This is a genomic window from Arthrobacter sp. MOO21 (assembly GCF_057369995.2).
This window is the reverse complement of the sequence record NZ_CM170671.2, coordinates 3,875,183-3,901,458: the sequence shown is the minus strand read 5'-3', so window position 1 is coordinate 3,901,458 and position 26,276 is coordinate 3,875,183. Positions and strand designations below refer to the sequence as shown.

Annotated in this window: 25 protein-coding genes; 13 read left to right on the top strand and 12 right to left on the bottom strand. The window is 67.3% G+C overall.

Annotation, left to right across the window (positions count from 1 at the left end; translation table 11 throughout):
- Window positions 1-63: 63 nt before the first annotated feature.
- Genes AC2JAJ_RS18185 through AC2JAJ_RS18170 form a run of 4 tightly spaced genes read right to left on the bottom strand, consistent with a single transcriptional unit; the run spans window position 64 to window position 2,105 of the window.
- Complete coding sequence (locus AC2JAJ_RS18185) at window positions 64-537, bottom strand: YbaK/EbsC family protein (protein ID WP_486414962.1); 474 nt, start codon at window positions 535-537, stop codon at window positions 64-66.
- A gap of 3 nt (window positions 538-540) precedes the next feature.
- The gene (locus tag AC2JAJ_RS18180; protein WP_486414963.1) at window positions 541-1,413 is read right to left on the bottom strand and encodes an SURF1 family cytochrome oxidase biogenesis protein; all 873 of its coding nucleotides are present in this window, start codon (window positions 1,411-1,413) and stop codon (window positions 541-543) included.
- Window positions 1,414-1,677 carry a hypothetical protein gene (locus tag AC2JAJ_RS18175; protein WP_221385088.1) on the bottom strand — a complete coding sequence of 88 codons (264 nt, stop codon included), beginning with the start codon at window positions 1,675-1,677 and terminating at the stop codon, window positions 1,414-1,416.
- Window positions 1,674-2,105 (bottom strand): DUF3099 domain-containing protein, encoded by a 432-nt coding sequence (locus AC2JAJ_RS18170; protein ID WP_221385087.1) that lies wholly within the window; start codon window positions 2,103-2,105, stop codon window positions 1,674-1,676. Before AC2JAJ_RS18170 ends, AC2JAJ_RS18175 begins: the two co-directional genes overlap by 4 nt.
- 153 nt (window positions 2,106-2,258) lie before the next feature.
- Between AC2JAJ_RS18170 and AC2JAJ_RS18165 the strand changes: the two genes are divergently transcribed.
- On the top strand, window positions 2,259-2,984 hold the full coding sequence (locus AC2JAJ_RS18165; protein WP_486414964.1) for a beta-ketoacyl-ACP reductase: 726 nt from the start codon (window positions 2,259-2,261) through the stop codon (window positions 2,982-2,984).
- Window positions 2,985-3,110: 126 nt separating this feature from the next.
- Window positions 3,111-3,872 (top strand): SDR family oxidoreductase, encoded by a 762-nt coding sequence (locus tag AC2JAJ_RS18160; protein ID WP_221385085.1) that lies wholly within the window; start codon window positions 3,111-3,113, stop codon window positions 3,870-3,872.
- Window positions 3,873-3,943: 71 nt separating this feature from the next.
- Here the strand turns inward: AC2JAJ_RS18160 and serB are convergent, their stop codons facing one another.
- The gene (gene serB, locus AC2JAJ_RS18155) at window positions 3,944-4,837 is read right to left on the bottom strand and encodes a phosphoserine phosphatase SerB (RefSeq protein ID WP_486414965.1); all 894 of its coding nucleotides are present in this window, start codon (window positions 4,835-4,837) and stop codon (window positions 3,944-3,946) included.
- A gap of 163 nt (window positions 4,838-5,000) precedes the next feature.
- Between serB and AC2JAJ_RS18150 the strand changes: the two genes are divergently transcribed.
- The 6 genes from AC2JAJ_RS18150 to lplAB all read left to right on the top strand — a co-directional run bounded on the left by AC2JAJ_RS18150 (window position 5,001) and on the right by lplAB (window position 9,798).
- Entirely contained in the window at window positions 5,001-5,663 is a 663-nt protein-coding gene (locus AC2JAJ_RS18150; RefSeq protein WP_486414966.1) for a hypothetical protein, read from the top strand.
- 99 nt (window positions 5,664-5,762) lie between these two features.
- A complete protein-coding gene (locus tag AC2JAJ_RS18145; RefSeq protein WP_473697292.1) occupies window positions 5,763-6,548 on the top strand; it encodes an ABC transporter ATP-binding protein in 786 nt (261 codons plus the stop codon).
- Between the two features lie 20 nt (window positions 6,549-6,568).
- Window positions 6,569-7,354: a sulfite exporter TauE/SafE family protein gene (locus tag AC2JAJ_RS18140; RefSeq protein WP_486414967.1), complete on the top strand. Its 786-nt coding sequence runs from the start codon at window positions 6,569-6,571 to the stop codon at window positions 7,352-7,354.
- Window positions 7,355-7,361: 7 nt separating this feature from the next.
- Complete coding sequence (locus tag AC2JAJ_RS18135) at window positions 7,362-8,171, top strand: TrmH family RNA methyltransferase (RefSeq protein WP_486414968.1); 810 nt, start codon at window positions 7,362-7,364, stop codon at window positions 8,169-8,171.
- A 174-nt stretch (window positions 8,172-8,345) separates the two neighbouring features.
- Window positions 8,346-8,603 carry a type B 50S ribosomal protein L31 gene (locus tag AC2JAJ_RS18130; protein ID WP_018761303.1) on the top strand — a complete coding sequence of 86 codons (258 nt, stop codon included), beginning with the start codon at window positions 8,346-8,348 and terminating at the stop codon, window positions 8,601-8,603.
- Between the two features lie 97 nt (window positions 8,604-8,700).
- Window positions 8,701-9,798: a lipoate-protein ligase LplAB gene (lplAB, locus tag AC2JAJ_RS18125; protein WP_486414969.1), complete on the top strand. Its 1,098-nt coding sequence runs from the start codon at window positions 8,701-8,703 to the stop codon at window positions 9,796-9,798.
- A 79-nt stretch (window positions 9,799-9,877) separates the two neighbouring features.
- Here the strand turns inward: lplAB and pepN are convergent, their stop codons facing one another.
- Window positions 9,878-12,511 carry an aminopeptidase N gene (gene pepN, locus AC2JAJ_RS18120; protein ID WP_501053482.1) on the bottom strand — a complete coding sequence of 878 codons (2,634 nt, stop codon included), beginning with the start codon at window positions 12,509-12,511 and terminating at the stop codon, window positions 9,878-9,880.
- Window positions 12,512-12,563: 52 nt separating this feature from the next.
- The gene (locus tag AC2JAJ_RS18115) at window positions 12,564-13,607 is read right to left on the bottom strand and encodes a putative sulfate exporter family transporter (RefSeq protein ID WP_501053235.1); all 1,044 of its coding nucleotides are present in this window, start codon (window positions 13,605-13,607) and stop codon (window positions 12,564-12,566) included.
- A gap of 113 nt (window positions 13,608-13,720) precedes the next feature.
- Here AC2JAJ_RS18115 and AC2JAJ_RS18110 point away from each other — a divergent pair, with 113 nt between their 5' ends.
- Genes AC2JAJ_RS18110 through AC2JAJ_RS18100 form a run of 3 tightly spaced genes read left to right on the top strand, consistent with a single transcriptional unit; the run spans window position 13,721 to window position 17,112 of the window.
- Entirely contained in the window at window positions 13,721-15,277 is a 1,557-nt protein-coding gene (locus tag AC2JAJ_RS18110) for a circularly permuted type 2 ATP-grasp protein (protein ID WP_486414970.1), read from the top strand.
- Between the two features lie 60 nt (window positions 15,278-15,337).
- Entirely contained in the window at window positions 15,338-16,264 is a 927-nt protein-coding gene (locus AC2JAJ_RS18105) for an alpha-E domain-containing protein (RefSeq protein ID WP_221385075.1), read from the top strand.
- Complete coding sequence (locus AC2JAJ_RS18100) at window positions 16,261-17,112, top strand: transglutaminase family protein (RefSeq protein ID WP_221385074.1); 852 nt, start codon at window positions 16,261-16,263, stop codon at window positions 17,110-17,112. Before AC2JAJ_RS18105 ends, AC2JAJ_RS18100 begins: the two co-directional genes overlap by 4 nt.
- Before the next feature lie 61 nt (window positions 17,113-17,173).
- Here the strand turns inward: AC2JAJ_RS18100 and AC2JAJ_RS18095 are convergent, their stop codons facing one another.
- The 3 genes from AC2JAJ_RS18095 to glgC all read right to left on the bottom strand — a co-directional run bounded on the left by AC2JAJ_RS18095 (window position 17,174) and on the right by glgC (window position 20,614).
- Complete coding sequence (locus AC2JAJ_RS18095; RefSeq protein ID WP_221385073.1) at window positions 17,174-17,641, bottom strand: pyridoxamine 5'-phosphate oxidase family protein; 468 nt, start codon at window positions 17,639-17,641, stop codon at window positions 17,174-17,176.
- Between the two features lie 18 nt (window positions 17,642-17,659).
- Entirely contained in the window at window positions 17,660-19,111 is a 1,452-nt protein-coding gene (locus AC2JAJ_RS18090; protein WP_486414972.1) for an SDR family NAD(P)-dependent oxidoreductase, read from the bottom strand.
- A gap of 90 nt (window positions 19,112-19,201) precedes the next feature.
- Window positions 19,202-20,614 carry a glucose-1-phosphate adenylyltransferase gene (gene glgC, locus AC2JAJ_RS18085; RefSeq protein ID WP_221385071.1) on the bottom strand — a complete coding sequence of 471 codons (1,413 nt, stop codon included), beginning with the start codon at window positions 20,612-20,614 and terminating at the stop codon, window positions 19,202-19,204.
- Between the two features lie 102 nt (window positions 20,615-20,716).
- Between glgC and glgA the strand changes: the two genes are divergently transcribed.
- Complete coding sequence (gene glgA / locus AC2JAJ_RS18080) at window positions 20,717-21,922, top strand: glycogen synthase (RefSeq protein ID WP_221385070.1); 1,206 nt, start codon at window positions 20,717-20,719, stop codon at window positions 21,920-21,922.
- A 63-nt stretch (window positions 21,923-21,985) separates the two neighbouring features.
- On the opposite strand, the gene AC2JAJ_RS18075 is transcribed toward glgA, so the two are convergent.
- Together AC2JAJ_RS18075 and AC2JAJ_RS18070 are read right to left on the bottom strand one after the other, a co-directional pair.
- Window positions 21,986-24,133 (bottom strand): acyl-CoA dehydrogenase family protein, encoded by a 2,148-nt coding sequence (locus tag AC2JAJ_RS18075; protein ID WP_486414973.1) that lies wholly within the window; start codon window positions 24,131-24,133, stop codon window positions 21,986-21,988.
- Between the two features lies 1 nt (window position 24,134).
- Window positions 24,135-24,848 (bottom strand): TetR/AcrR family transcriptional regulator, encoded by a 714-nt coding sequence (locus tag AC2JAJ_RS18070; protein WP_308287845.1) that lies wholly within the window; start codon window positions 24,846-24,848, stop codon window positions 24,135-24,137.
- A gap of 61 nt (window positions 24,849-24,909) precedes the next feature.
- Between AC2JAJ_RS18070 and AC2JAJ_RS18065 the strand changes: the two genes are divergently transcribed.
- Entirely contained in the window at window positions 24,910-26,268 is a 1,359-nt protein-coding gene (locus tag AC2JAJ_RS18065) for an acetyl-CoA C-acetyltransferase (RefSeq protein WP_473697284.1), read from the top strand.
- Window positions 26,269-26,276 lie beyond the last annotated feature (8 nt).

The following is a 26,276-nucleotide window of genomic DNA, read 5'->3' as shown; positions in this document are numbered from 1 at the left end:
TTGGAGGTCTTCTTTTTGTCACCTAACCACGCCGCATGTTCCTAACCTCCGTGGTCAATACACCTAGCGGACCTGCAGTTCCTGCGCTCCGGTGATCCGGAGCAGCTCATGGTAGGTGATGCTGAACATGGACTTGTGGTCACCTGCTCCTGCCCACAGCAGCCCGTGAACCTGGAGGGATTCGTCCAGCAAGGTCCTGATTTTCTTCGGGTGGCCTACCGGGGCCACTCCGCCGACCTCCTGGCCGGTGTGCTCCAGGACGAAGTCGGGGGAGGCCCGGCGGATCTTTCCGGTGCCGAGCTGCGCCGCGACCAGCGCTGTATCCACCCGAGCGGCGCCGCTGGCCAGGATCAGCAGGGGATCGCCGCTGAGCTCGAACACCAGGCTGTTGGTGATCGCCGCAAGTTCACACTCCAACGCCGCAGCAGCCGCGGCCGCCGTGGGGACGCCCGCAGCAAAGGTGCGCACAGTGTCGCCGACCCCCGCCGTCACCAGCGCAGAACGTACCAGGGCCACCGGTCCGCCGTCGTACTCCACGCCTCAGTACCCCTGCGCGTCCAGGAGGGCGTCTTCTTCTTCCTCGGCCGTCGCCTTTTTGCGTTTCCGCGGGGCCGGCGGACGACGGCGGGTGGTCACGGCTGCGTGTACAGTCCCGTCGTCGAGCAACTCCTCGTCCTCGGCGTCGATGGCTGCGTTCCGTGCCTGCTGCCGGGCCGCGTAGCCGAAGCCGACGAACATCAGGACGCCAAAGGCGAACCACTGCAGCGAGTAGGACAAATGCGTCCCCTCGTCCGTGGACGGCTTGGGGAACGGGACCGGCATGTCCGCGGCGGGCGGCGTTTCGGACGCAAGCTGGCCGTAAGCGCCGGTGCGGAGGGGATAGCCCAGCTGCGCGGCGTACGTCGGCAGGTCAATGGAGGCCAGCTGTCCTTCCGGTGCCCCGCGCTGCAGTTCCGGCTCCCCGTGCTTCAGGCGGACGACGGCGGTCACCTCGCCGGACGGAGGTGCCGGCACGGAGTCCGGACTGCCGGGATTCCTGTTGCCGATCGGCAGCCAGCCGCGGTCAATAACCACGGTTTCGCCGGTGGCCAGCCGGAAGGGAACCACCACTTCGTAGCCGGGCTGGCCGTTCAGCGGCCGGTTCCGCACGATGCGCTGGCCGTCAGCGAGATAGGAGCCTTGAAGCTCCACCTGGGTCCACTCCTTGGCGGGGTCCAGCATGTTGAACTGGTCGCTGGCCTGGGCGAAAGGAATCGGAGTGGCGGAGTAGTTGGTGACCACACGGTTGATCTCGGCCAACGTCTCCGCCCTCCGGTCCATCTGCCAGCGGCCCAGGAAGACGCACGCGGTGGCAAAGATGGCGGCCAGCAGGAGGTAGCCCAGCCACTTGCTGGAGAACAGGAAACGGTACATTCAGATGTCCTGCTCCATCGAGCCCGAGCCGTCGGCCTCGAGGGGCACGGTTTCCTTCCACAGCCCGCGGGTCTGCAGGTAGTCCTGGAGCCAGTCCCGGTGGTCCGAACAGGCCAGCCAGATCTTGCGCCGCTCCGGGTCATGGATCTTCGGGTTGTTCCACAGCAGTTGCCAGGATGCCTGTGCCCGGCACGCCTTGCGGGAGCAGATGGCGCCGGACTCGGAAGCGACGTCGGTCCCCGCCGCGAAATCGAAGATACTCATGATGCGTGGCGCTCCTCTCCGTGCCCTGGTTCATCATCCCTGACGAGTTCGCCCTGCAGCACGGCATTGCCGGCCGCCTCATCGTCCACCGGGCGGGTCGGGCTTTCAATTTCGGCCAGGGGAGCGGAGTCAAGCAGCAGGTCGCTGTGGACCTCGGCCTTGTCGCTCCCATTGGCTATCACCACGGCGATCCACGGCAGGAATACCGCTCCGGCCACCGCAATGATCTTCAACCAGCCATCCAGCACGAAGATCAGGATCAGGCACACCATGCGGATGCCCATGGCCAGGGCGTACTTGATCATCCGCTCACGCATGTCTTCCGAGTGCGCGGCCGCGGCATCGGTAATGCTGTGGACCTCCGTGTCACCCGAGAACCTTCCCGGTTCTTCGGGCGCGGAATGTCCCGCATGGTTTTCAAGGGTCACGGTGATTGATCACGCTCCAAAGGCTTCCCTTAATTCTCGCACCATCGGCAGTGCTGCCCAAACCCGCGCCGGGGCTGCCGCTAAGATCAAAGGCAGCCCAAACCACACCTTCCTACCGCGGCGCACTGTGCCGCAGAAACCCGGAGCTTTTACATGAGTGAAGCAGCCACCGCCCCGCGCAGCGTCCTGATCACCGGCGGCAACCGCGGCATTGGCCTGGCCATCGCGGAAGCGTTCCTGGCCAACGGGGACAAGGTGGCCGTCACCTACCGCAGCGAAACCACGCTCCCGGAGGGCATCCTGGGCGTCAAAGCCGACGTCACCGATGAGGCCTCCGTAGATTCAGCGTTCAAAGAGGTGGAAGCCGCCCACGGCCCGGTGGAGGTCCTGGTGGCCAACGCCGGCATCACCAAGGACACCCTGCTGCTGCGCATGAGCGAGGACGACTTCACCTCCGTCATCGACACCAACCTCACCGGGGCTTTCCGGGTCATCAAGCGCGCGTCCAAGGGCATGATCCGCCTGCGCAAGGGCCGCGTGGTCCTGATCTCCTCCGTGTCCGGCCTTTACGGTGCGCCGGGCCAGATCAACTACTCGGCGTCCAAGGCGGGCCTGGTGGGCATCGCCAGGTCCCTGACCCGCGAACTGGGTTCCCGCGGCATCACCGCCAACGTGGTGGCCCCCGGGTTCATCAACACCGATATGACGGCCGAGCTCCCCGAAGCCACCCAGAAGGACTACCTGGCCAGCATCCCCGCCGGGCGCTTCGCCGAGGCCTCCGAGGTTGCCAACGTGGTCCGCTGGATCGCCAGCGACGAAGCAGCCTACATCTCGGGGGCCGTCATCCCGGTGGATGGCGGCCTGGGCATGGGGCACTGACCATTCCTGCACACTAGGGGCGGGGTTCTTCTTTGTGGGGGTCACACAAGCGAATCACCGACATCCGCTGGCATGATGGACAGCAGACCATCAGCGATTTAGACGTTTCAAACAAAGGAAGCATGCATGGGACTGCTGGACAACAAGACCGCCATCGTCACCGGATCCTCCCGGGGCATCGGCGCTGACGTCGCCAAGATCCTCGCCTCGGAGGGTGCCGCCGTCGTCGTCAACTACCGCCAGAAGGCGCCCCGCGCCAACAAGGTGGTACAGGGAATCGAAGCCGCCGGCGGCCGTGCCGTTGCCGTGGGCGCGGACCTGACCACGCAGGAGGGCGTCCAGGCCCTGGCCAGCGCCGCCATGGAGAACTTCGGATCCCTGGACATCCTGGTCCTGAACGCTTCGGGCGGGATGGAGACCGGCATGGGTGAGGACTACGCACTGAAGCTGAACCGTGACGCCCAGGTGAACATGCTCAACGCCGCGGTGCCGCTGATGAAGGAAGGGTCCCGCGTGGTGTTCGTCACCAGCCACCAGGCCCACTTCATCAACACGGTTCCCACCATGCCTGCCTACGAGCCCGTGGCCCGGAGCAAGCGCGCCGGTGAGGACGCCCTGCGCGAACTGATCCCCAACCTGGCGGAAAAGGGAATCTCCCTCGTGGTGGTCTCCGGCGACATGATCGAAGGCACGGTCACTGCCACGCTGCTGGACCGCTCCACCCCGGGCGCCATCGAGGCGCGGCGGGCCGAGGCGGGCAAGCTCTACTCGGTGGAAGAGTTCGCTGAGGTTGTGGCCGGCATGGCCACCGCGGACGTCGAGTCCGGCCACACCGAATACGCCGGCGGTGCCGACTACTTCGGCAAGGGCGCCCAGCCCGCAAGCTAGTCTCCCGAGCACCGGACGGGCCCCCGCCCGCAGGGAAATCCTGCAGGCGGGGCCCGTCCTCTTAAGGGGAGTCAGACCCCGGCGACGTGGCGGACGGCGTCAAGGAAGGGCATGTTGACGGCGGCATCGGCTACCGCGCGCACCGCGGGTTTGGCATTGAATGCGACGCCGATCCCAGCGGCGCCGAGCATGTCCAGGTCGTTGGCGCCGTCGCCCACCGCGACGGTGTGTTCCAGGGCGATGCCTTCCGCGGCTGCCCATTCACGCAGGTATTTTTCTTTTGCGGCACGGTCCACCACGGCGCCCAGCACCTTGCCCGTCAGGGCGCCGTCCACGATTTCCAGCTCGTTCGCCTGCCAGTAGTCCAGGCCCAGCTCCGCGGCGATGGGCTCCAGGATCTGGTTGAAGCCGCCGGACACCACGGCCACCACGTGCCCTGCCGCCTTGAAGGCGGCCACGAGCTCCGCCGCCCCTTCGCTGAGTTTCACCTCGTTCCGGACGGAATGGACGACGTCGGCCGGCAGCCCCGCGAGCACCGCCACCCGGGCGTGCAGGCTCTGGGTGAAGTCCAGCTCGCCGCGCATGGCGGCTTCGGTAACGGCGGCGACCTCCTCGCGCTTGCCGGCGTAGGCTGCGAGGAGTTCGATGACCTCCTGCTGGATCAGGGTGGAGTCGACGTCCATGATGAGGAGCTTGCGGCCCGCCGAGCGGAGGCCGTTGGGGACCAGCGCGGTGTCGAAACCGCTGATCGAGGCTTCGGCCACGGCATGGCGCAGGCCGGCAAGGCCAGCAGCCGTTGCATCAGGAAGCTGGAGCCCGGCTACGTGCACCTGGTACCGGCCGTCTCCGCCGGTGTCTTCGGAGAGCACTGCGGCGCCCTGCAAGGTAAGGACGGAACGCAACTGCTCCAGCCCGGTCGGGGTCACATTCAGGCCGTAGCTGACCGCAGTCACGTTCGAAGTCATGCCTGCAATCTTAGTCAGCGGGGGACTGGTCCCTTGAATCTGTTGCGTCGGGCGAAGCCGGGAACGGCCGCCGGAACGCGCCCCTGTCGAAGTGGCGGGCACCGGCCTACGATGGGGTTTGGCTGGGTACCTATTGGATGCGTCCTGACAACAGGAGGGCAGGATGGACCAGCTGATCGGCATCCGCGGTGACAGCACGGCGTCACGCTTCGCCTATGCGGCGGCGGCCGCCGGGGCAGCGGGGGCGGTGTCCCTCGCCGCCATGTACGCCGTGGAAGTACCCCGTGGCGGCCCGTATGTTTTTGGCACCATCAATGACGCTACCGGCGCCGTGTTCAACGTCCTGGTCATCCCCGTCATCCTGCAGGTCCACCGCCGGGTGCCGCCGGCGGCATGGACTGGGCCTGTGAAGTGGCTTACCGTCACCGCTTGCGCGGCCGGCGCCGCCAGTTCCGCCCTGCTGGTCCTCAGGGTACTGGACTTCAACACCTCAACGGCCGTGTCGGTGGCGTCCATCACGCTCCAGGGTGCCTGGCTTTTCCTGGTCCACCGGCGCCTCCGCGACGTCGAGGGATACCCGCGCCGGCTGTCACGGCTGGGCCGGTTCATCGGCGGTGCACTGCTGGCGGGACTGCCGGTTGCCGGCGCAGGCTACGTTCTCCAGGGGCCCGAGTGGCTGCGGATGGCCCTCATGGGGGCCGGGGTCGCTACGGGCGCAGCAGCCTGGCTGGCCTGGCCGTACTGGTACCTTCTGGCGGGGCAGTACCTCAACCACAAGCCGCGCAGCGGGACGGCGCCGGCATCTCCCCTCCAGGCGACCGGCTGAGGACGCCTGCACCGGACGCTGATTCCATGCACGTCATGCTTTTTCGAGCAGTTGCACCGGTTATCAGTCGGCCTCTTTTTTGTCCTAGTGTCTATTCCTATGAGTGATGTTCTGGAACTGGACTCCGTCAGCGTTGTCCGAGGCAAAAAGACCCTGCTGGACAAGGTCGACTGGCAGGTCAACGAAGGCGAACGCTGGGTGATTCTCGGCCCCAACGGCGCCGGCAAGACCACTCTCCTCCAGATCGCGGCAGCCAGGCTGCACCCCAGCAGCGGTACCGCCGGCATCCTCGACGAGGTCCTGGGACGGGTTGACGTCTTCGAACTCCGTCCCCGCATCGGCCTGTCCTCCGCGGCCCTCGCCACCCAGATCCCGGAACACGAAAAGGTCCTCAACGTGGTGGTCACCGCCGCCTACGGCGTGACCGGCCGCTGGCGGGAAGGGTACGAGCGCGACGACGAGCGCCGCGCCTTCCGCCTGCTCAACGACTGGGGCATGGGCCCCCTGCTCAACAGGACCTTCGCCACGCTGTCCGAAGGTGAACGCAAGCGCGTCCAGATCGCCCGCGCCCTCATGACGGACCCCGAGCTGCTGCTGCTGGACGAGCCCGGCGCCGGACTGGACCTCGGCGGCCGCGAGGAGCTGGTCCACAAGCTCGGTGAGCTCGCCCGCGACGAGGCAGCGCCGGCCATGGTCCTGGTCACGCACCACCTCGAGGAAGTCCCCCCGGGATTCACCCACGCCATGCTGCTGCGCGACGGCGGGGTCGTGGCGGCGGGCCCCATCACCGAGGTACTGACCGAGGAACACCTCAGCACCACGTTCGGCCTGCCGCTGGACGTGTCCGAAAACGCCGGCCGCTACACGGCCACAGCCCGCCGCTAGAGCAGGCCCCCACCAGTATCTTGGAACTCTTCGGCAGCATCATTGTGTCCATCGCCGGCCTCTGGGCCGGCACCATCAACGCGGTGGTGGGCTCCGGCACGCTGGTCACCTTCCCCGTGCTGATCGCCCTTGGGGTCGCTCCCGTCGTCGCCTCCATGAGCAACGCCATGGGTCTGGTGGCCGGCACCGCCGCCGGAGCCTTCGGCTACCGGCGCGAACTTGCCGGCCGCGGTAGGCAAGTCCTGCGGCTGCTGCCGGCGTCGGTCCTGGGCGGCGTATCGGGCGCGTGGCTCCTGCTTCACCTGCCTGAGAAGGTCTTCCACTACGTCGCGCCGGTCCTGCTGGTCCTGGCGCTGCTCATGGTCGTGTTCCAGCCGCGGCTGCAGGAGTGGGTGCGCAACCGGGAGGCCAACCCCGAGCACGCGGTGCGGGACAAACGCCACGGCATCCTGCTGCTGGTCCTGGTGTACCTGGCCGGTGTTTACGGCGGCTACTTCGTTGCGGCACAGGGCATCCTGCTGGTAGGGATTCTGGGGGTGTTCCTTACCGGCACCATCCAGAACGCCAACGCCATGAAGAACATCCTGGTGCTCGGCGTCAACATGGTGGCGGCCATCTCGTACCTGCTCTTCGCGTTCGACCGGATCAACTGGCTGGTGGTGCTGCTGATCGCGGTCAGCTCCACTATCGGCGGCCTGCTGGGCTCGAAAGTCGGCCGCAAGCTATCGCCCCGCGTCCTCCGGGCAGTGATCTTCGCCCTGGGCATCGTGGCGCTCGGCGTGATGATCGCCAACCTGCTGAAATAATCGCCCGGTGACCTTCCACTACCTCGAATCCGCCGACGATCCGCGCGTCAGCGACTACACCACCCTGACCGATGTGCACCTGCGCAAGCTGCGCGAACCGGCAGAGGGAATGTACATCGCAGAATCGTCCCGCGTACTCCGCCGCGCCCTCGCAGCCGGCCACCAGCCGCGCTCCTTCTTCCTCGCGGAGAAGTGGCTGACCGACCTCGACGACGTCTTCCGGGCCTACCCCGACGTTCCGGTGTTCATCGGCTCCGCCGCCCTGCTGGAGGAAATCACCGGCTTCCACCTGCACCGCGGCGCCATGGCGGCCATGCAGCGCCCTGCGCCCGTTCCACTTCCGGACCTGATCGCCGGGGCCCGCCGCGTGGCGGTCCTGGAGGACATTGTGGACCACACCAATGTCGGCGCCATCTTCCGCTCCGCCGCAGCACTGGACATCGATGCCGTCCTGGTCTCGCCCCGTTGCGGCGACCCGCTGTACCGCCGCAGCGTCAGGGTCAGCATGGGCACCGTGTTCCAGGTGCCCTGGGCCCGCCTGGACAGCTGGCCCGGAGACCTCCAGGTACTCAAGGATCACGGCTTCACCGTTGCTGCCCTGGAGCTGACCCCGGACGCCGAGGATGTGGACGCGGTCGCGGCGCGGAACCCGGACAAGCTCGCCCTGGTGCTGGGCACCGAAGGCGCCGGCATGAGCGCCGGGACCCTTGCCGCCGTCGACCTCGCCGTCAAAATCCCCATGCGCAATGGCGTGGATTCGCTCAACGTGGCCGCTGCATCCGCGGTCGCGTTCTGGGAGTTGCGCCCCCGTAACTGACGCCGGGCAGCGGAACGGCTGCGGGGCCGCGGACGCGTTCGTCATGCCCTCCCGCGTCCGCTATGATGGATAGCTGGTTGTCCTGCTTTTTCAGCTTCGGCTGCTGCAGATCCCAGCCATCCCATTCATACCTGGCAGCTGGCAAAATCCAGCTGCGTGAACAAAGGTCCCATTATGAAGTCTGATACCCACCCGAAGTACGAAGCTGTTGTCTTCAACGACCTGGCCTCCGGCACCAAGTTCCTGACCCGCTCCACCGTGTCTTCCTCGAAGACCATCGAGTGGGAAGACGGCAACACCTACCCGGTCATCGACGTCGAAATCTCTTCCGAGTCCCACCCGTTCTACACGGGCAAGCAGCGCATCATGGACTCTGCAGGCCGCGTCGAGCGCTTCAACGCTCGCTTCAAGGGCTTCGGCGGCAAGAAGTAATTCCTTCGCCCAAGCTTCAGGAGAAAGCCCGCACCCACAACGGTGCGGGCTTTTTCGCGTTAACCGCGCACCTGCTTTCTGGGGCAGGATGGGAATCATGAGGCAGCCCTTTCCCGCATCCCACAACCGCAGCGCGAATGGTGACCACCACGGAGAATACAAGGTTCCCGGCGGCAAGCTCGTGGTGGCGGACGTGGCCGTCGTGGACGGCACGCTCGCCAGGGTGTCCATCAGCGGCGACTTCTTCCTGGAGCCGGATGAGGCGCTGCTGGACATCAACCGCGCGCTGACCGGCCTGCCGGACACCACGCCCGCTGCCGACCTCGCCGCAGCAGTCACCGCCGCGCTGCCCGCCGGTACGGTCCTTTTCGGCTTCTCCGCGGACGCCGTCGCAGTCACCGTCCGCCGGGCCCTGGCCAAGGCGACCTCGTGGGCCGACCACGAGTGGAACGTCATTGCACCCACCGTCCTGCCCACCGAAATCAACGTGGCCCTGGACGAGGTCCTCACCGAAGCGGTGGGGGCAGGGCTGCGCACCCCGACGCTGAGGTTCTGGGACTGGCAGGAGCCGTCCGTGGTCATCGGCAGTTTCCAGTCGGTGCGGAACGAGGTGGATCCCGACGGCGTGGCCCGGCATGGCGTCAACGTGGTCCGTCGGATCAGCGGCGGGGGAGCGATGTTCATGGAGGCCGGCAACTGCATCACGTACTCCCTCTACCTGCCGCAGACGCTGGTGGACGGGCTCAGCTTCGCGGACTCCTACCCCTTCCTGGATGCCTGGGTCATGGCCGCGCTGGAGAAACTGGGCATCAACGCCTTCTACGTCCCGCTCAATGACATCGCCACGGACCAGGGCAAGATCGGCGGGGCCGCGCAGAAGCGGCTGGCCAACGGCGGCATGCTGCACCACGTGACCATGAGCTACGACATTGACGCCGACAAGATGGTAGAGGTCCTGCGGATCGGCAAGGAGAAACTCTCCGACAAGGGCACCCGCAGCGCCAAGAAGCGCGTGGACCCGCTCCGCCGCCAGACCGGCCTGGCCCGGACCGCCATCATCGAGGCAATGATCGACGTCTTCAGCGGGCGCTACGGTGCCACCCCGTCCGAGCTGACGGGACAGGAACTGGCCGCGGCAAAGGAACGGGTGGCATCCAAGTTCGGCACCCGGGAATGGCTTCACCGGGTCCCCTGACGCCGCACTGTGAGCGCCAGGGCGCAGTGAGGCCCGGGTTCGCTGCGCACGGACTGTCCCAGCGCATCGAGCCCTGCCGTCAGTGCGCGGGCGGGGCCGGGGTGGGGGACCCCACGACGGCGGCCTGCGCGCACAGTGCCCGCAGCAGGTGGCTGCGCTGTTCCACGACGATGCGGCGCAGTGCATGCGGCGCATCCTGGTTCTCCTCGAGCCAACGGTCCGTGCGCCGGATCACGCGGTGCTCCGCCGGTTCGGTTCCTTCCGCCAGGTCCTGTGCCGCCGGATACAGGCCCCGGACAATCCGGCCGGCGATCTCGATGCTGCGGGTATCCCACGTCTTCCGGAGGCAGTCGAAGTAGGGCTCAACATATGGCTCGAGCAGGTCCGCCGGCGCCGTGGCAAATCCGTTGATGGTGGCGGTCAGCAGCTGGTTGGACAGTTCGTTGCCTTCTACGGCAGCGTTCCAGGCCGCGGCCTTGACCGCCGGATCGGGGCGGGAGGCCATTGCGGTGGCGTGGCCGGCGCGTCCGGAGGCGGTGGTGTCCCGCTTCAGTTCGGCGTGCAGTTCGGCCGCGGATGCCTGCCCGTTTGCGGCGAGCGCATGCCAGAAGTGCCACCTGAGTTCCGCGTCCACCGCGAGGCCTTCCACGGCGTCCGTCCCGTCCAGGAGCCCCCGCAGGCGAGGCAGCAGCGTGGCGTCGTGCCGGCTGACCGCGCCGAGGGTGCGGGCCCAGGCCAGTTGCTGGTCGGAGCCCGGGCGGGCCCGGTCCAGTTCTTCGGCGGCGGTGGCCAGGAAGGAGGCGCGCACAGCCGTTCGGCTGCCAACGGCGGTGTAGCGTTCGACGGCGGTCACGGCGTTGTCGAGGACGTTCAGCAGGACACCGATGCCAGTTTCGGCAGGGGCGAACGCGGCCACTGCGTCGACATAGTGCCGGGCAGGGCTCACACCGTCGCGGGCGGAGTTCCAGAGCGCCGTCCAGCACAGTGCCCGCGCCATCGGATCGGTGATCCGGTCCAGGGAAGCGCGGACGGTGGCTTCGGACTCCGGGTCCAGCCGCACCTTGGCGTACGTGAGGTCGTCGTCGTTGACGAGCAGCAGCGCAGGCCTTGGGTGTTCCGCGAGCCGGGAGAGTTCCGTCCGGGCGCCCACCACGTCGGTTTCAATGCTTCCGGTCCGCACCAGGGCACCGGAGCCGTCAAAATCGTAAGATCCCACCCGCAGGCGGTGCGGACGCAGTTCCTCGCGTCCCGTGACGGGATCCGTTGCTTCCTGGACGATCGCCACCCCGGCGGGCACGCCGTCGTCGTCCGTTGCCCCCGGAACGATGTCGAGGGACAAGGTGGAGATTCCGGATGTTTGCAGCCAGAGCTGCGCCCAGCCTGCCAGGTCCCGACCGGAGGCCTCGCCCAGGGCGTCGAGGAGGTCGCCCAGGGACGTGTTTCCGTAGGCGTGCTTCCGGAAGTACGCCCGCGACCCGGCGATGAACGCATCGAACCCCACATACGCCACCAGCTGCTTCAGAACCGATGCGCCCTTGGCGTAGGTGATGCCATCGAAGTTCTGCTTCGCGGCCTCCAGGTCAGGGATGTCCGCCACGATTGGGTGCGTGGTGGGCAGCTGGTCCTGGACGTAGGCCCATGCCTTGCGCTTGTTGGCGAAGTTCACCCAGGCGGTGTCCCAGTCCGTCGCACGGTCCACGCCCAGGGTGCCCATGTAGTCGGCGAAGGATTCCTTCAGCCACAGGTCGTCCCACCACTGCATGGTCACGAGGTCGCCGAACCACATGTGCGCCATTTCGTGCATCAGGGTGTTGGCGCGCCCCTGGTACTGGGCGTCGGTGGCCCGGGAGGTGAACACATAGCTCTCGGTAAACGTGACCAGCCCCGGGTTTTCCATGGCGCCAAGGTTGTACTCCGGGACGAACGCCTGGTCGTACTTGCCCCACGGGTAGGGGAAATCGAAGAGCCGGTTGAAGAAGTCCAGGCCCTTCTTGGTCAGTGTGAAAAGGTGGTCCGTGTCGAAGGAGTCCGCCATCGACGCCCGGCAGTAAAGGGCCAGGGGCACGTCCAGGTGTGTCCCGTCGTCGAGCGTTGCCTGCCAGCGGTCCTCCGCCTTGAAATAGGGGCCCGCCAGGATCGCCGTGATGTAGGTGGACATGGGCAGCGTGGTGGCGAAGTCCCAGCAGGCCGTGGCCGGATCGCTGGTGAGCAGTGTCCGCTTCACCTCCGCGCCGTTGGACGCCACCTCCCACTGTGCCGGCGCCATGACATGGAAGGTGTAGGTGGCCTTGAGGTCCGGCTGCTCGAAGTTGGCGAACACACGGCGGGCGTCCGCGGGTTCGTACTGGGTGTAGAGGTACGTCTTGCCGTCTGCAGGGTCCACGAACCGGTGCATCCCCTCACCGGAGCGGCTGTACAGGGCGGTCCCGGTGACAGTCACCTGGTTCTCCGCCAGGAGGTTCTCCAGCCTGATCCGTGAACCGTCCACCACGTCCTCCACTGGCAGGCGCCTGCCATTGAGGAAAACGCTGTGGACGCCGGCGCCGATAAAATCGAGGAACGTTGAACTTCCCGGCTCCGAGGCCGTGAAGGTTATGACGCTGCGGCTGGTGTAGCCGGCTATGTCCGGGTCCGCGGCGTGCCGGACATCCAGCGAGACGTCGTAACTGGCGGTGCTGATCAGGGCTGAACGGTCGGCGGCTTCGCTGCGCATCAGATTCTCAAGTGGCACCCGGCTATCTAATCACGGCGCCGATCCGTCACGGTCACCCGGCGATCAGCAGGGCCGCTGCCAGGCCCAGCACGGCGATCAGCAGCCAGGCGGCAAGCGCCGCGAGCACCGCGCGGCCCCCGGTGTGCAGCAGGTGCCGGATCCGCACGGCGGAGCCGAGGCCGAAGAGCGCAGCGCCCAGCGCGATGTCCTGGAGCACGGCACCGGCTTCCAGCCAGCCGCCGCCGAGCCATCCCGTGGAACGCAGTACCACCATCGCCACAAAGCCCAGGACGAACAGCGGCACCACGGGCGGCAGTTTCGCGCCGGCTGTGTCCGGCCGGGAGCTCCGGCGGTGGTGCGCCCCTGCCAAAGCCGCGACGGGCGCCAGCAGCAGCACGCGGGTGAGTTTGACGACGACGGCGATCGCCAGGGCCGCGGTCCCGGCGGTCTGCGCGGTGGCCACCACCTGTCCCACGTCGTGTACCGACGCGCCGGCCCAGGCCCCGAAGACGCCGGCGGTGAGGCCGAGGGGATGGACGAGCAGGGGGAGGACGCCGATGGCGAGGGTGCCGCAGAGGGTCACCAGTGCCACGGGAAGGACGGTGTCCGCGTGCCGGATCCTGCGGACGGCCGCCACGGCGCCGATGGCGGAGGCGCCGCAGATGGAGAACCCGGTGGCCACCAGGAGCGACGTCACCGGCGGCAGGCGGAACAGGCGCGAGATCAGGTAGGTCCCGCCAAAGCTGGCTGCCACCACGGCGGTGATCAGGACCAGCGCCAGCCAGCCCAGTCCCAGGACGTCCATGATGCTGACCTTCAGGCCGAGCAGGACGATCCCCGCCCGCATCAGGTGCTTGCCGGCAAAGTCGAGGCCGGGGCGGGCGCGGCCGGCGGACCATACTCCCGTTCCCGGCAGGTTCGCGGCCAGGACGCCAAGCACCACAGCCAGGGTCATGGCGGGCAGAGGGGGGAACAGGCCGTGGAGCAGGATCGCCGATGCCACCGCAAGGGCCGCCGTCGCCAGCCCCGGGAGGAGGCGCCCGACGCCGGCGTGGCCGCCAGGACCGGGCGTGGGGAGGCTTCTGCTGCGGGGCACTCACCTACTGTGCCCGAAGAGGCCCGCAATCCACGAACCGGAGCACCCCCGCCAACACGCGAGAATGGATGGCAGTAATGAATTCGAAACAAAAAGATGGTTGGCTATTGGACATGTCAGACCTATTCCAGGATTACTCCGAGGCCGCGGGCCGGACCGGAGCCTACGACGAGATGTTCGCCCCCGGGCAGCAGGCACGGGAATCCTACGCGGAGGTGGCGGACGCCCTTCGGAAGCTCTCCCTGGCGGACGTCAGCGCCCGCGCGGACTCCATGGCCCGCACGTTCCTGGACCGCGGTGTGACCTTTGACTACGCCGGCGAGGAGCGGCCCTTTCCGCTCGACATCGTGCCCCGGGTCATTCCGGCGGCGGAGTGGGACGTCCTGGAACGGGGCGTGGCCCAGCGCGTGCGTGCCCTGGAGGCCTTCCTGAATGACGTCTACGACAAGATGACAGTCGTGGCCGACGGCGTGATCCCCCGGCAGCTGGTGACCACAAGCGCCCACTTCCACCGGCAGGTCCACGGTTTCGAACCTGCCGGCGGGGTCCGGGTGCACATCTCCGGCATCGACGTCGTGCGTGACGCTGCCGGCACCTTCCGTGTCCTGGAAGACAACGTCCGCGTGCCCTCCGGCGTGAGCTACGTCCTGGAAAACCGGCGCGCCATGGCCAAGGGCCTGCCCGAGGCCTTCGGCCAGCAGCTCATCCGCCCCGTCGAGGAATACCCCCGCCGGCTGCTCTCGGCCCTGCGCAAAACCGCGCCTGCCGGCGTCGACGACCCCACCGTCGTCGTCCTCACCCCCGGCGTCTTCAACAGCGCCTACTTCGAGCACACCCTGCTGGCAGGCCTGATGGGCGTGGAGCTGGTGGAGGGCCGGGACCTGATCTGCCGCGGAAACCGTGTCTACATGCGCACCACCGCCGGCGAACAGCGCGTGGACGTCATCTACAAGCGGATCGACGACGATTTCCTGGACCCGCTGCAGTTCCGCGCGGACTCAATGCTCGGCTGCCCGGGCCTGGTCAACGCCGCGCGCGCCGGCGGCGTCACCATCGCCAACGCGGTGGGCAACGGGGTGGCCGACGACAAACTGGTCTACAGTTACGTTCCTGACCTGATCCGGTACTACCTCGGCGAGGAGCCCATCATCGCGAACGTGGACACGTACCGGCTCGAGGAGAAGGAGGCACGGGAATACACCCTGGACAACCTCGCCGAACTCGTGGTCAAGCCGGTCGACGGCTCCGGCGGCAAGGGCCTTGTCATCGGCCCCGACGCCTCCAACGACGAATTGGACGCCCTCCGCCAGCGGATCATTGCCGACCCCCGCGGCTGGATCGCCCAGCCCGTGCTGCAGCTTTCCACCGTCCCCACGCTGGGCGGGGACAAATTCGGCCCGCGGCACGTGGACCTCCGGCCGTTCGCGGTGAACGACGGCGAGAACGTCTGGGTGCTGCCCGGAGGCCTCACCCGCGTGGCGCTGAAAGAGGGATCCCTGATCGTCAACTCCAGCCAGGGCGGCGGGTCCAAGGACACCTGGGTCCTGGCGGACTCGCCCCAAATGCCGGTGGAAACCGTTCCCCGCCAGTCGGTCACGGTCCGTGAACGGGTCTCGGTCTGGCCCGTGGAGAGCAACTGGCGCGACCGCCAGTCGGAGCAGCAGCAGTGACCCCGGCCGCCCGGCCATCGATTTCCCCAGCAATTCCGCGCACGCAGGAGGTAGCCGCGAATGCTTAGCCGTATTGCCGAATCCTTGTTCTGGATCGGCCGCTACGTGGAGCGCGCCGATGGCACCGCCCGCATCCTTGACGTGCACCTGGAGCGGCTGAACCACCTCCCCATGGAGGAACGCAGGAGCGTGGCGCAGGAACTCCTCGCCGTCATGGGCGCACGCCCGCAGAACGAGGATTTCGGCCTGCCGGAACTGCTGCACGCCCTGGCCTATGACAAGACCAGCGCCACGTCCATCGCCGGCTCCCTCGGCGCTGCCCGCGAGAACGCCCGCCGCGCCCGGGAGACTGTTTCCTCCGGGCTGTGGGAAAGCCTGAACACCACGTACTACGGGCTGAGCCAGCACCGCAAGGACGTGGTGGGTACCTACCGGTTCTGCAACTGGACACTGGAACGGACGGCCATGGTCAGCGGCCTCGCGGACACCACGGTGAGCCATGACGAGAGCTGGCTCTTCCTGGTGCTGGGCCGGTCGCTGGAACGCGCGGACATGACCGCACGCATGCTGTCCACGCGCGATGTCCTCTCCGCCGGCATGTCCTGGGTGAACATGCTCCGCTGCGCCGGCGCCTACGAATCCTTCCTGCGGACCCGGCGGGCAGCCTTCGGCGACCAGCACGCCGCCGAGTTCCTGCTCCTGGACCGCCTCTTCCCGCGCTCGATCGTCTACGCCCTGCGCGACGCCGACGAGTGCCTGGCCAAGCTGGACCCGTCCGCGCAGCGCGTCGGGTTCATCAACGACGCCCGCAGGATCGTGGGGCAGGCCCGGACATTCCTCGAGTTCCACCGCACCGACGACCTCATGTCCGAGCTTCCCGAGCACATGGAGCGCGTGCAGAAAGCCGTGTCCCAGGCCTCGGACGCCATTTCCCGTAAGTACTTCAATCAGGCGGACGAACTGGCCTGGGTGGGAGAAGTTTCATGACCCGGCTGAGCATCGTCCACCGGACGGCGTACAAGTACAACAAGCGCGTCACCCTGTCCTACAACGAAGCACGGATGACCCCGCTGACGGACTCCCAGCAGGTGGTCCTGGAATCGGTGGTCAAGGTTTCCCCGACGCAGGCGGCCGTTAGCACCTACCGTGATTACTGGGGCACCAGGGTCACGGCCTTCGACATGCAGATGCCGCACGAACGCCTGGAAGTGGTGTCGAACATCACGGTGGAAGTGCACCGGGCCGAGAAGATCCCCTCCGAATCGGACATCGTCGGCTGGGACGTCCTCGCCAGCCCCGAAACCCTCAACACCTTCAGCGACTGGCTGCCGCAGTCCCGGCTCAGCGGCCCGGGCGACGAGGTCCTGGGTATCATCCCGGAGGTCGTGGCCGGCAAGAACCCGCATGACGCGGCCATGGCCGTCTTCGCGTGGATGCGCGGCGAGATGACCTACATGTCCGGTTCCACCGCGGTCACCACCAACGCGGAGGAGGCCTGGGGCCAGCGCAAGGGAGTGTGCCAGGACCTGGCGCACCTTGCCATCGGCGCGCTGCGCAGCTGCGGTATCCCCGCCCGCTACGTGTCCGGCTACCTCCACCCGCGGTCCAGCGCGGGCATCGGCGAGACCGTCGCCGGGCAGTCGCACGCCTGGCTGGAATGGTGGGACGGCGAGTGGCGGAGCTGGGACCCGACCAACCACAAGCCGGCCGGCGACTTCCACGTCACCGTTGCGCGCGGCCGGGACTACCGCGACGTGTCGCCGTTGAAAGGCATCCTGTCCGGCGGTGGCGGGTCCGCCCTCAACGTCAGCGTCGAAATCACCCAGCTGGCCTGAGGGCCGCCCGGGTCAGCCGGGCCGGCCGGGGCACGGGGTTCCGGCCGGCCTGGGCGGCCTGTTACTCGAACGAGGTTTTCGCGGAGCTGCTGATCTGGGTCCACCAGGTCATCGGATCCGTGACCTTGAAGCGGCGGCCCGTGACCGAGTCAGGGGTGATGCGGACGAACGCGTCCTTCCGGCCGGCCTGCCACGGGAACAGGTACAGGCGGGAGGTCTCGAGCACTTCCTCGGTGCTCTTGACGAGGTCGGCGGTTCCCTTAATGACCACGCTCCAGGCCAGGCCGGTATCAGCGTCCACCCCGTCCGCCTCCACAGCCACGGGGGCGTCACCGGTTGCAGCCGACAACTTGGTGCCTTGGCTGGTGCGGAAGACCAGCGTGCCGCCGTCCACCGTGAAGTTCACCGGGAAGATATCCGGGCGGCCGTCAACGAGGACCGCCAGCCTGCCCACGGACACCGTCCGCAGCATGGCCCAGCATTCGTGGTGTTCGAGGTTCTGCACTTGGGAGGATGACTCGTTGCTCATGCCGTGAGCATACAACCATCACCAAGGGCTGGGCTTGTAATCCTTCAGGAAGACCCCGTACTGGTCCTCGCCGCGTTCACCCATGACGATGGGGTCGTAGACCCGCGCCGCGCCGTCAACCAGGTCCAGGGGTGCATGGAAGCCCTCTTCCATGAGCCGGACCTTCGTGAAGTGCGGGCGTTCGTCGGTTATCCAGCCGGTGTCCACGGCAGTCATCAGGATGCCGTCCGTCTCCAGCATTTCCTGGGCGCTGGTGCGGGTCATCATGTTCAGGGCGGCCTTGGCCATGTTGGTATGCGGGTGCCCGGGCCCTTTGTAGGCCCGGGAGAACTGGCCTTCCATGGCGGAGACGTTGACGATGTACTTCCGCCGTGCCGTGGAGCGCTGCATGGCGCCGCGGAGGCGGCTCACCAGCAGGAACGGTGCCGTCACGTTGCAGAGCTGGACCTCCAGCATCTCCAGCGGATCCACTTCGTCCACCACCTGAGTCCAGCTGTTGATGGTGGCCAGGTCGGGGACCAGTCCGCCGGCGTCGATGGCCGTCCCGGAGGCTATGCGTTCGAGCGAGGCGGACCCTGTGGACAGTGCCAGCGACGTGATCGCGTCGCCGGCCAGGACCGGGTGTTCCGTGACGCTGCCCGCGAGTGCCAGCGGATGCTTGTCGTGGGCGTGGCCGAAGGTCAGCAGTTCGGGGCCGCCGTTGGCCTGCTCCAGTGCAGCGGGAAGCGGCTCGTCCTCGGCATCCACCAGGGGCTTGTAGGCGTTGCCGGACCGGCGGACCGTCTGGGCCGCGTTGTTGATGATGATGTCGAGCGGACCGGCCTCGTTGAGGGAGTCGGTCAGGGCCATGACCTGGGCCGGGTCGCGGAGGTCGATGCCGACAATCCGGAGCCGGTGCAGCCACTCGGCGCTGTCCTCCATCGCCGCGAACCGGCGGGCGGCGTCCTTGGGGAACCGGGTGGTGATGGTGGTGTGGGCGCCGTCGCGCAGCAGCCGCAGGGCGATGTACATCCCGATCTTGGCGCGCCCACCGGTGAGCAGGGCGCGCCTGCCGGTGAGATCGGTCCGGGCGTCGCGCTTGCTGTGGCTGAAGGCTGCGCATTCGGGGCACAGCTGGTGGTAGAAGGCGTCCACCTGGGTGTAGTGCTGCTTGCAGATGTAGCAGGGGCGGGACCTGATGAGGTGGCCGGCCACCTTGCCGGTCGCTGAGGTGGCCAGCTTGTTGCCGCGGGTTTCGTCGTCGATCCGGTCCGGGGCGGCAGTGGCTGTCTGCGCGATGACGGCTTTGTCCGCTTCGGCAATCAGGTCGCGCTTGGTGACCCTGCGGTGCCGCTTGACGGCTTTGAACATCTTTCCGGTGGCACGCCGCACCGAGATGTAGTCGGGGTGCTCCTCGTCGTACGCGTGGATCGTGTTCAGGACCTTGAGGCAGGCCTGGATTTCCTCAGGGGTCAGGTCGGGGGAGCTCATTAGCCCAATTTTACAGCGTACGCCGCGGGCCGGAGCACCGATGTGGTGCTCCGGCCCGTTTGGTCGGATGGTCCGGGCGGGGACGCCGGGTCAGGACACCCGTGCGCCGTCCGGTGAAGCCTTCGCCGCTGCTGCCGCATGGGTTTCGGCCACCTTGCCAACGGTCTCGCGCACCTCGGGGAACTGCTCTGCCGCGGCCCTCACGGCGTTGGGCACCGCACCCAGGTGCTGGGCGGCAAGCTGCCTTTCAGCGTCACCCGGTTCCGGAACCTCCTGGCCTTTGGACAGCACCGTGATGCCGGATTCGGTGACCTTGAAACCGCGGGCCCGGTCCAGGTCCGGGTCAAGGCCGATGGCCGCGCCGGCGGGGACCTTGACGTTCTTGTCCAGGATGGCCCGCTTGATCACGGCGCCTTCGCCCACCTGCACCTTGTCCATCAGCACCGAGTCCGTAACCCGGGCACTCGTGGCCACATAGACGTCGTTGGACAGCACCGAACCCTCGACGATGCCGCCGGAAATGACCACGCCGCTGGCAACGATGGAATCCAGCGCCGTTCCCACGGTGTTGTTGTCACCCCGGACGAACTTCGCGGGCGGGGAGATGCTTTGCCGGGTGTAGATGGGCCACTCGGAGTTGTAGAGGTTGAAGACCGGCAGCGGGGAGATGAGGTCCATGTGGGCGTCGTAGAAGGAATCGATGGTGCCGACGTCGCGCCAGTAAGTGCGGTCGCGCTCGGTGGACCCGGGAATGTCGTTCAGGGTGAAGTCGTAGACGCCGGCCTCGCCACGGTTGACGAAGTAGGGGATGATGTCGCCGCCCATGTCGTGCTTGGTGTCCAGCCGTTCCGCGTCCACATGGAGCGCAGCCACCAGGGCGTCGGCGTCGAAGACGTAGTTGCCCATGGAGGCCAGGAACTGTGAGGGATCCGCGGCGAGGCCGGGGGTGCTCGCAGGCTTCTCCACGAATGCGGCAATCTTCTGGGAGTCGTTCTGGTCCACTTCGATGACGCCGAACTGGTTGGCCATGTGCAGCGGCTGCCGCACTGCAGCCACCGTGGCCTTGGCGCCGCTGTGGACGTGCTGGGCCACCATCTGGGCGAAGTCCATGCGGTACACGTGGTCCGCGCCGACCACGACGACGATGTCGGGGTTGGCGTCGTGGATGAGGTTCAGGGACTGGTAGATGGCGTTGGCGCTGCCAAGGAACCAGCTTTTGCCCACGCGCTGCTGGGCGGGAACGGAAGCGATGTAGTTGCCCAGCTGAGTGGACATGCGCCACGTCTCGGAAATGTGGCGGTCAAGGCTGTGCGACTTGTACTGGGTCAGGACGACGATCTGCAGGTAGCGGGAATTGACCAGGTTGGACAACGCGAAGTCGATGAGGCGGTAACTGCCCGCAAAGGGCACGGCTGGCTTGGCCCGGTCTGCCGTCAGTGGCATCAGTCTGTTTCCCTCGCCGCCTGCGAGGACAATGGCCAGGACTTTTTTATTCAACGGCATAGTGGTCGCTCCTGTACGCCTTCGTAACTCCCCAAGACAGTCCGGTACGCCCGGACTCCTTCACACTAGAACAGTTATGCGTGAAGGACTACCTTGGGTCATGTGCGAATAGACATTGTGACTAAAGAGTTCCCGCCGGAGATCTATGGTGGCGCCGGGGTGCACGTCGCCGAATTGAGCAGGGTGCTTAGTAAGCACGTTGACCTGCAGGTTCGTGCGTTCGGCGCTCCCCGCGACGCTGACTACCACGGCGCCACCGTGAGCTCGTACCAGGTACCGGAGGACCTCGGCTCGGCCAACGCGGCGGTGCAGACGCTCGGTGTGGACCTGCGGATCGTCCCGGACATCGAAGGCGCGGACCTGGTCCATTCGCACACCTGGTACGCCAACATGGCAGGGCATCTTGCGTCCCTGCTGCACGGTATTCCGCACGTCCTGAGCGCCCACAGCCTGGAACCGCTGCGCCCCTGGAAGGCCGAACAGCTTGGCGGCGGCTACGCCCTCTCGTCGTGGGTGGAGAAGACGGCCTACGAGGCTGCGGCCGCGATCATCGCCGTGTCCGAAGGCATGCGGCAGGACATCCTGCGCAGCTACCCCAACGTCGACCCGGAGAAGGTCCGCGTGGTGCACAACGGCATCGACGTCGACCTGTGGAAGCGTGACGAAGACGACGACGCCGTCCGTGCCCTGGGCATCGATCCCGCCAAGCCCAGCGTGGTCTTTGTGGGAAGAAACACACGGCAGAAGGGCGTTCCCTACCTGCTGCGGGCGGCGGCAAAGCTTCCCGCCGACGTGCAGCTGGTCCTGTGCCTCGGCGCGGCGGACACGCCTGAACTTGCCGCCGAGACCGCCGCCTTGATCGAGGACCTGCAGAAGCAGCGCACCGGCGTGGTGCTCATCGAACGGATGCTGCCGCGCCACGAGCTGATCCAGGTGCTCAGCCACGCCACGGCGTTCGCCTGCCCCTCCATCTACGAGCCGCTCGGCATCGTCAACCTCGAAGCCATGGCGTGCGGGGCGGCCGTGGTGGCCAGCGCAACCGGCGGCATTCCCGAGGTGGTGGAGCACGGCCGGACCGGGCTGCTCGTGGACCTGGAACAGGTCACCGACGGCACCGGCACGCCGCTGGATCCGGAAAAGTTCGTCACGGAATTCGCCGCCGCGCTCACGGACGTGGTGTCCGACCCCACCCGTGCCCGCGCCATGGGCCAGGCCGGCCGCGAGCGCGCAGAGAAGCACTTCTCCTGGGAATCCATCACGGAAACCACCCTCGAGGTGTACCGCTCGGTGCTGCCGGCAGCCGGCTGACCGTTTCTCCGGCAGTACGACGAAGGCGCCGCTCCCCGCGCAGGGGAGCGGCGCCGTCGTTATTCATGCGCCTCGGAGGACGCGTGGCCCCGCAGGGTCAGCGCTTCTGCCCGCTGCCGTCCGCGCCAGGAGCACCTTCTCATCCACCGGGGACTGCCCGCTGGCACGCTCGCTGCGCAGGTGCGCGCGGGCCTCGTCCTGCCGTTCCTTCTCGGCGCCCGTGGCGATGGCCGCCCGGATATGGTCGTCGCCGTAGCCGAACGCTTCCACCAGATCCAGGGCGTGCGGGCGGATTTTCTCCAGCAGCCTGTTGATGTACCCGCCCACGGTGCGGGCCCGCTGCATCGACAGGCGCCCGTTCATCAGGTACCAGGAGAGGTTCTTTTCGATCAGGGACAGGCCAAAGAGGTCACGCAGCCAGGTCAGGACCAGCTTGGTTCCCGGATCCTCCACCCCGTGCAGTGCATCGGTGAACGCTTCCCACTGAAGCAGTTCAGCATGGGCCTGGGCTGCTTCGATGAGTTCGTTCTGGTGCCGGTTGAACAGTGCCGCGCCCTTGTCCTGCGGCAGCCGGCCGCTGCCTTTGAGCGCGGTGGCCGCCTCTGCCACCATGGTCTGGACCCTGTCGGTGAGCAGGGCGCGCTGGCTTTCCTCGTCGCGCAGCGCTATGGCGGCCTTCTGGACCGAACCGGTGTCGGCCATGAACTGGGCCACCTGCCGCAGGCCGGTGCGGTGGACGGCGGCCCCGGCCGCCTGGCCCACCACGTACCGGGCCAGGACACCGAAGTCGACGTTGCGGAATTCCTTCGCGTAGTCGGCCAGCAGGCGCTTTGCCACAAGCTGGAGCAGCACCGTGTTGTCGCCTTCGAAGGTGGCGTAGACGTCCAGGTCGGCCCGGAGCGAGGCGAAGCGGTTCTCGATCAGGAATCCGGCTCCGCCGCAGGCTTCCCGGCACTCCTGAAGGGTGTCCAGGGCATGCCAGGTGCTCAGCGGTTTCAGGGCGGCGGCCAGGGTCTCCAGGTCCTGGCGGTCCGCGTCGGTGTCATTGGCACCGGAGAAGACGTCGTCGAATTTCCCGAGCAGCTGCTCGTGGGCGAAGCTGGCCGCATAGGTGGCGGCAAGGCGGGTGAACAAGCGCCGCTGGTGGCGCTGGTAGTCCAGCAGCACTTCTTCGTCGGTGTGGGACGAGGCGTTGAACTGGCGGCGTTCGGTGGCGTACTGGATGGCGGCCTTGAGGGCCACCTTGGACGCGGCAACGGCTGCACCGTCCAGCGAAACCCGGCCTTGCACCAGGGTTCCGAGCATGGTGAAGAAGCGCCGGCCGGGGCTGGCAATGGGTGAGCTGTAGGTTCCATCGGCGTCGACGTTGCCGTAGCGGTTCAGGAGGTTGGTCCGCGGGATCCGTACACGGGTGAAGTGCAGCCGGCCGTTGTCGATGCCGTTGAGGCCGCCCTTGACGCCGTCGTCTTCGCCGCCGATGCCCGGCAGGAATTCCTTGGTGGCCGGGTCCCGAAGGTCCACATAGAACGCGTGCACACCATGGTTCACGCCCCGGGTCACCAGCTGGGCGAAGACGACGGCGGCCAGGCCATCATTGGCTGCGTTGCCAATGTAGTCCTTCCACGCAGCCCTGAACGGGGTGTGGAGCTCGAACTCCCCGGTGGCAGGATCGTAGGTGGCCGTGGTGGCGATGCTGGCGACGTCGGACCCGTGGCCGGTTTCCGTCATGGCGAAGCAGCCGGGGATGTCCAGGCTCATGATGCCCGGCAGCCACTTGGCGTGGTGGTCAGCGGTTCCCAGGTGCATCACCGCGGAGCCGAACAGCCCCCACTGGACGCCGGCCTTAATCTGCAGGGACGGGTCCGCCACCACCAGCTCCTCGAAGCCGGCAATGTTGCCGCCGTGGTCGTCGGACCCGCCCAGCTCAGAGGGAAAGGCGCGGTGCACGGCCTCGTTGTCAACGAGGTACTTCAACTGGCCGAACACCCGTGCGCGGTGCTCCGTGTGCGTCAGGCCCTCAATCTTGTGCAGTTCCGGCCGCGCGGCGAGTTCCCTGGCCTGCAACCGGACCGCGGACCACCGGCCCAGCAGCTGTGCACCCAGGGCCGCGACGTCGACGGCGGGCCGGGTGCCGGCGGATTTGTGTGCCGCGGCCGGGCTGGCCGCGGGGCGGAATGCCTTGCGGGTGGATCGGTCCACTACTTCAGTCATGTCACAGTCCTTCGTTGGCGGATAACTTTGTTGTCTGTGAGCCCGTGGTGAGCTCGGGGGCAATGCCTACGCACAGCCATGCGGTGATCTGGCGTGCCATGGTTTCCTGGTCGGGCTTGGCGGGGGAGTCGGGCGTGCTGAGCCACTGCTCGCCGGCATTCCGCACCAGGCCGATGGCGGCCTTGGGCCAGTAGCCGATGACGTTTTCCCGGCCGCCGCCCAGGTGGGAGCGCATGGGCGTGGCGATCATCTCCGCAACGGCGTCGAAGAAGTGGCCCAGTGCACTGCCCATCGCGGACGCCGGCGTGCCGCCAGGATCGCCCGGCGCGTGGCTGGTGACAAAGGTGTACACGCTGGGGCTGGTGTCGGCCATTTGAAGGTAGGCCGAGACCATCGCCAGCAACCCTTCCCGCGGTGTCTGGGCGCCCTGCGCAGCTTCCCGCATGCGGTGCTGCATCTGGCTCAGGACCACCTCGCCCACCGCCTGTTGCAGCCCTGCCTTGTCGCCGAAATAGCGGTAGAACACGGATTTGGACGTTCCCGCCGCTGTTGCGATCTCCTCCATGGAGGCGTCGCTGCCAAGGGCGTGCACGGCTTTGCGCGCCTGTTTGATGAGCTCCCGGCGGCGTTCCTCCCGGTGGCTCTGCCAGCGCGAGGACCGGCCGTCGGGGCTGGCGCCGGACTGGTGTTCGGTGCTGGTATCCGGGTTGTTCACGATACTGAGCGTATCAGGTACGCTGGGTATCGGTAACCGCTTGTGACCAGAGGAGCTATCCATGTCCATTGACGGACAGTCCGTGCCCGGCCCAGGGGCAGCAGCCCAGGGAACCACCGTTCCAGCCACCCGCAGGGCGGTGATTGTCGGCGGCAACCGGATCCCGTTCGCCCGGGCCGGGGGGGCTTATGCCAAATCTTCAAACCAGGACATGCTCACCGCAGCGCTGGACGGGCTGATTGCCCGCTTCGGCCTCCAGGATGAGCGCATCGGCCAGGTGGCCGCCGGCGCGGTGTTGAAGCACTCCAGGGACTTCAACCTGACCCGCGAGGCTGTCCTGGGTTCCGCGTTGTCCGCCGAGACACCCGTCTACGACCTCCAGCAGGCCTGCGCCACGGGCCTTGAGACAGTGGTCGGCCTGGCAAACAAGATCAAGCTGGGCCAGATCGATTCAGCCATCGCCGGCGGAGTCGACTCGGCATCGGACGCACCCGTAGTGGTCAGCGAGGGCCTCCGCGAGATCATCCTGGACCTCAACCGGGCCAAGACCCTTCCGCAGCGGCTGCAGATCCTCAGCCGGCTCCGTCCCAAGGACCTGGCACCGCTGGCACCGGGCACCTCGGAGCCCCGTACCGGCCTGTCCATGGGCGAGCACCAGGCGCTCACCACGGCGCAGTGGAAGATCACCCGGGAGGCCCAGGATGAACTTGCGCTGAACAGCCACCGGAACCTTGGGGCAGCGTTCGACTCCGGCTTCTTTGACGACCTGATGACCCCGTACCGGGGATTGACCCGGGACGCCAACCTGCGCGCGGACACGTCCATGGAGAAGCTGGCCTCACTGAAGCCGGTCTTCGGCCGCAATCTTGGTGCCGACGCCACCATGACCGCCGGAAACTCCACGCCGTTGACCGACGGCGCCTCCACCGTCCTCTTGGCGTCCGAGGAATGGGCCGACGCGCGCGACCTGCCCAAGCTCGCCGCCGTGGTTGACGCCGAGGCGGCAGCGGTGGACTTCGTTCACGGCAAGGACGGGCTGCTGATGGCGCCGGTGTTCGCCGTCCCCAGGCTGCTGGCCCGCCACAACCTCACCCTGGCCGACATCGACTACTTTGAAATCCACGAAGCCTTCGCCGCGACCGTGCTGAGCACCCTGGCTGCCTGGGAGGATGACGAATTCGGCCGCACCCGCCTGGGCCTGGACGGTGCCTTCGGCAGCATCGACCGCTCACGCCTGAACGTCAACGGTTCCTCGCTGGCCGCCGGCCACCCCTTCGCGGCGACCGGCGGGCGCATCGTGGCCACCCTCGCCAAGATGCTCCACGCCAAGGGGAACTCCAACGGCCGGCCTGCCCGCGGGCTGGTATCCGTGTGTGCCGCCGGCGGCCAGGGCGTCGTCGCAATCCTCGAATCGCTGTAGGGGGCCCG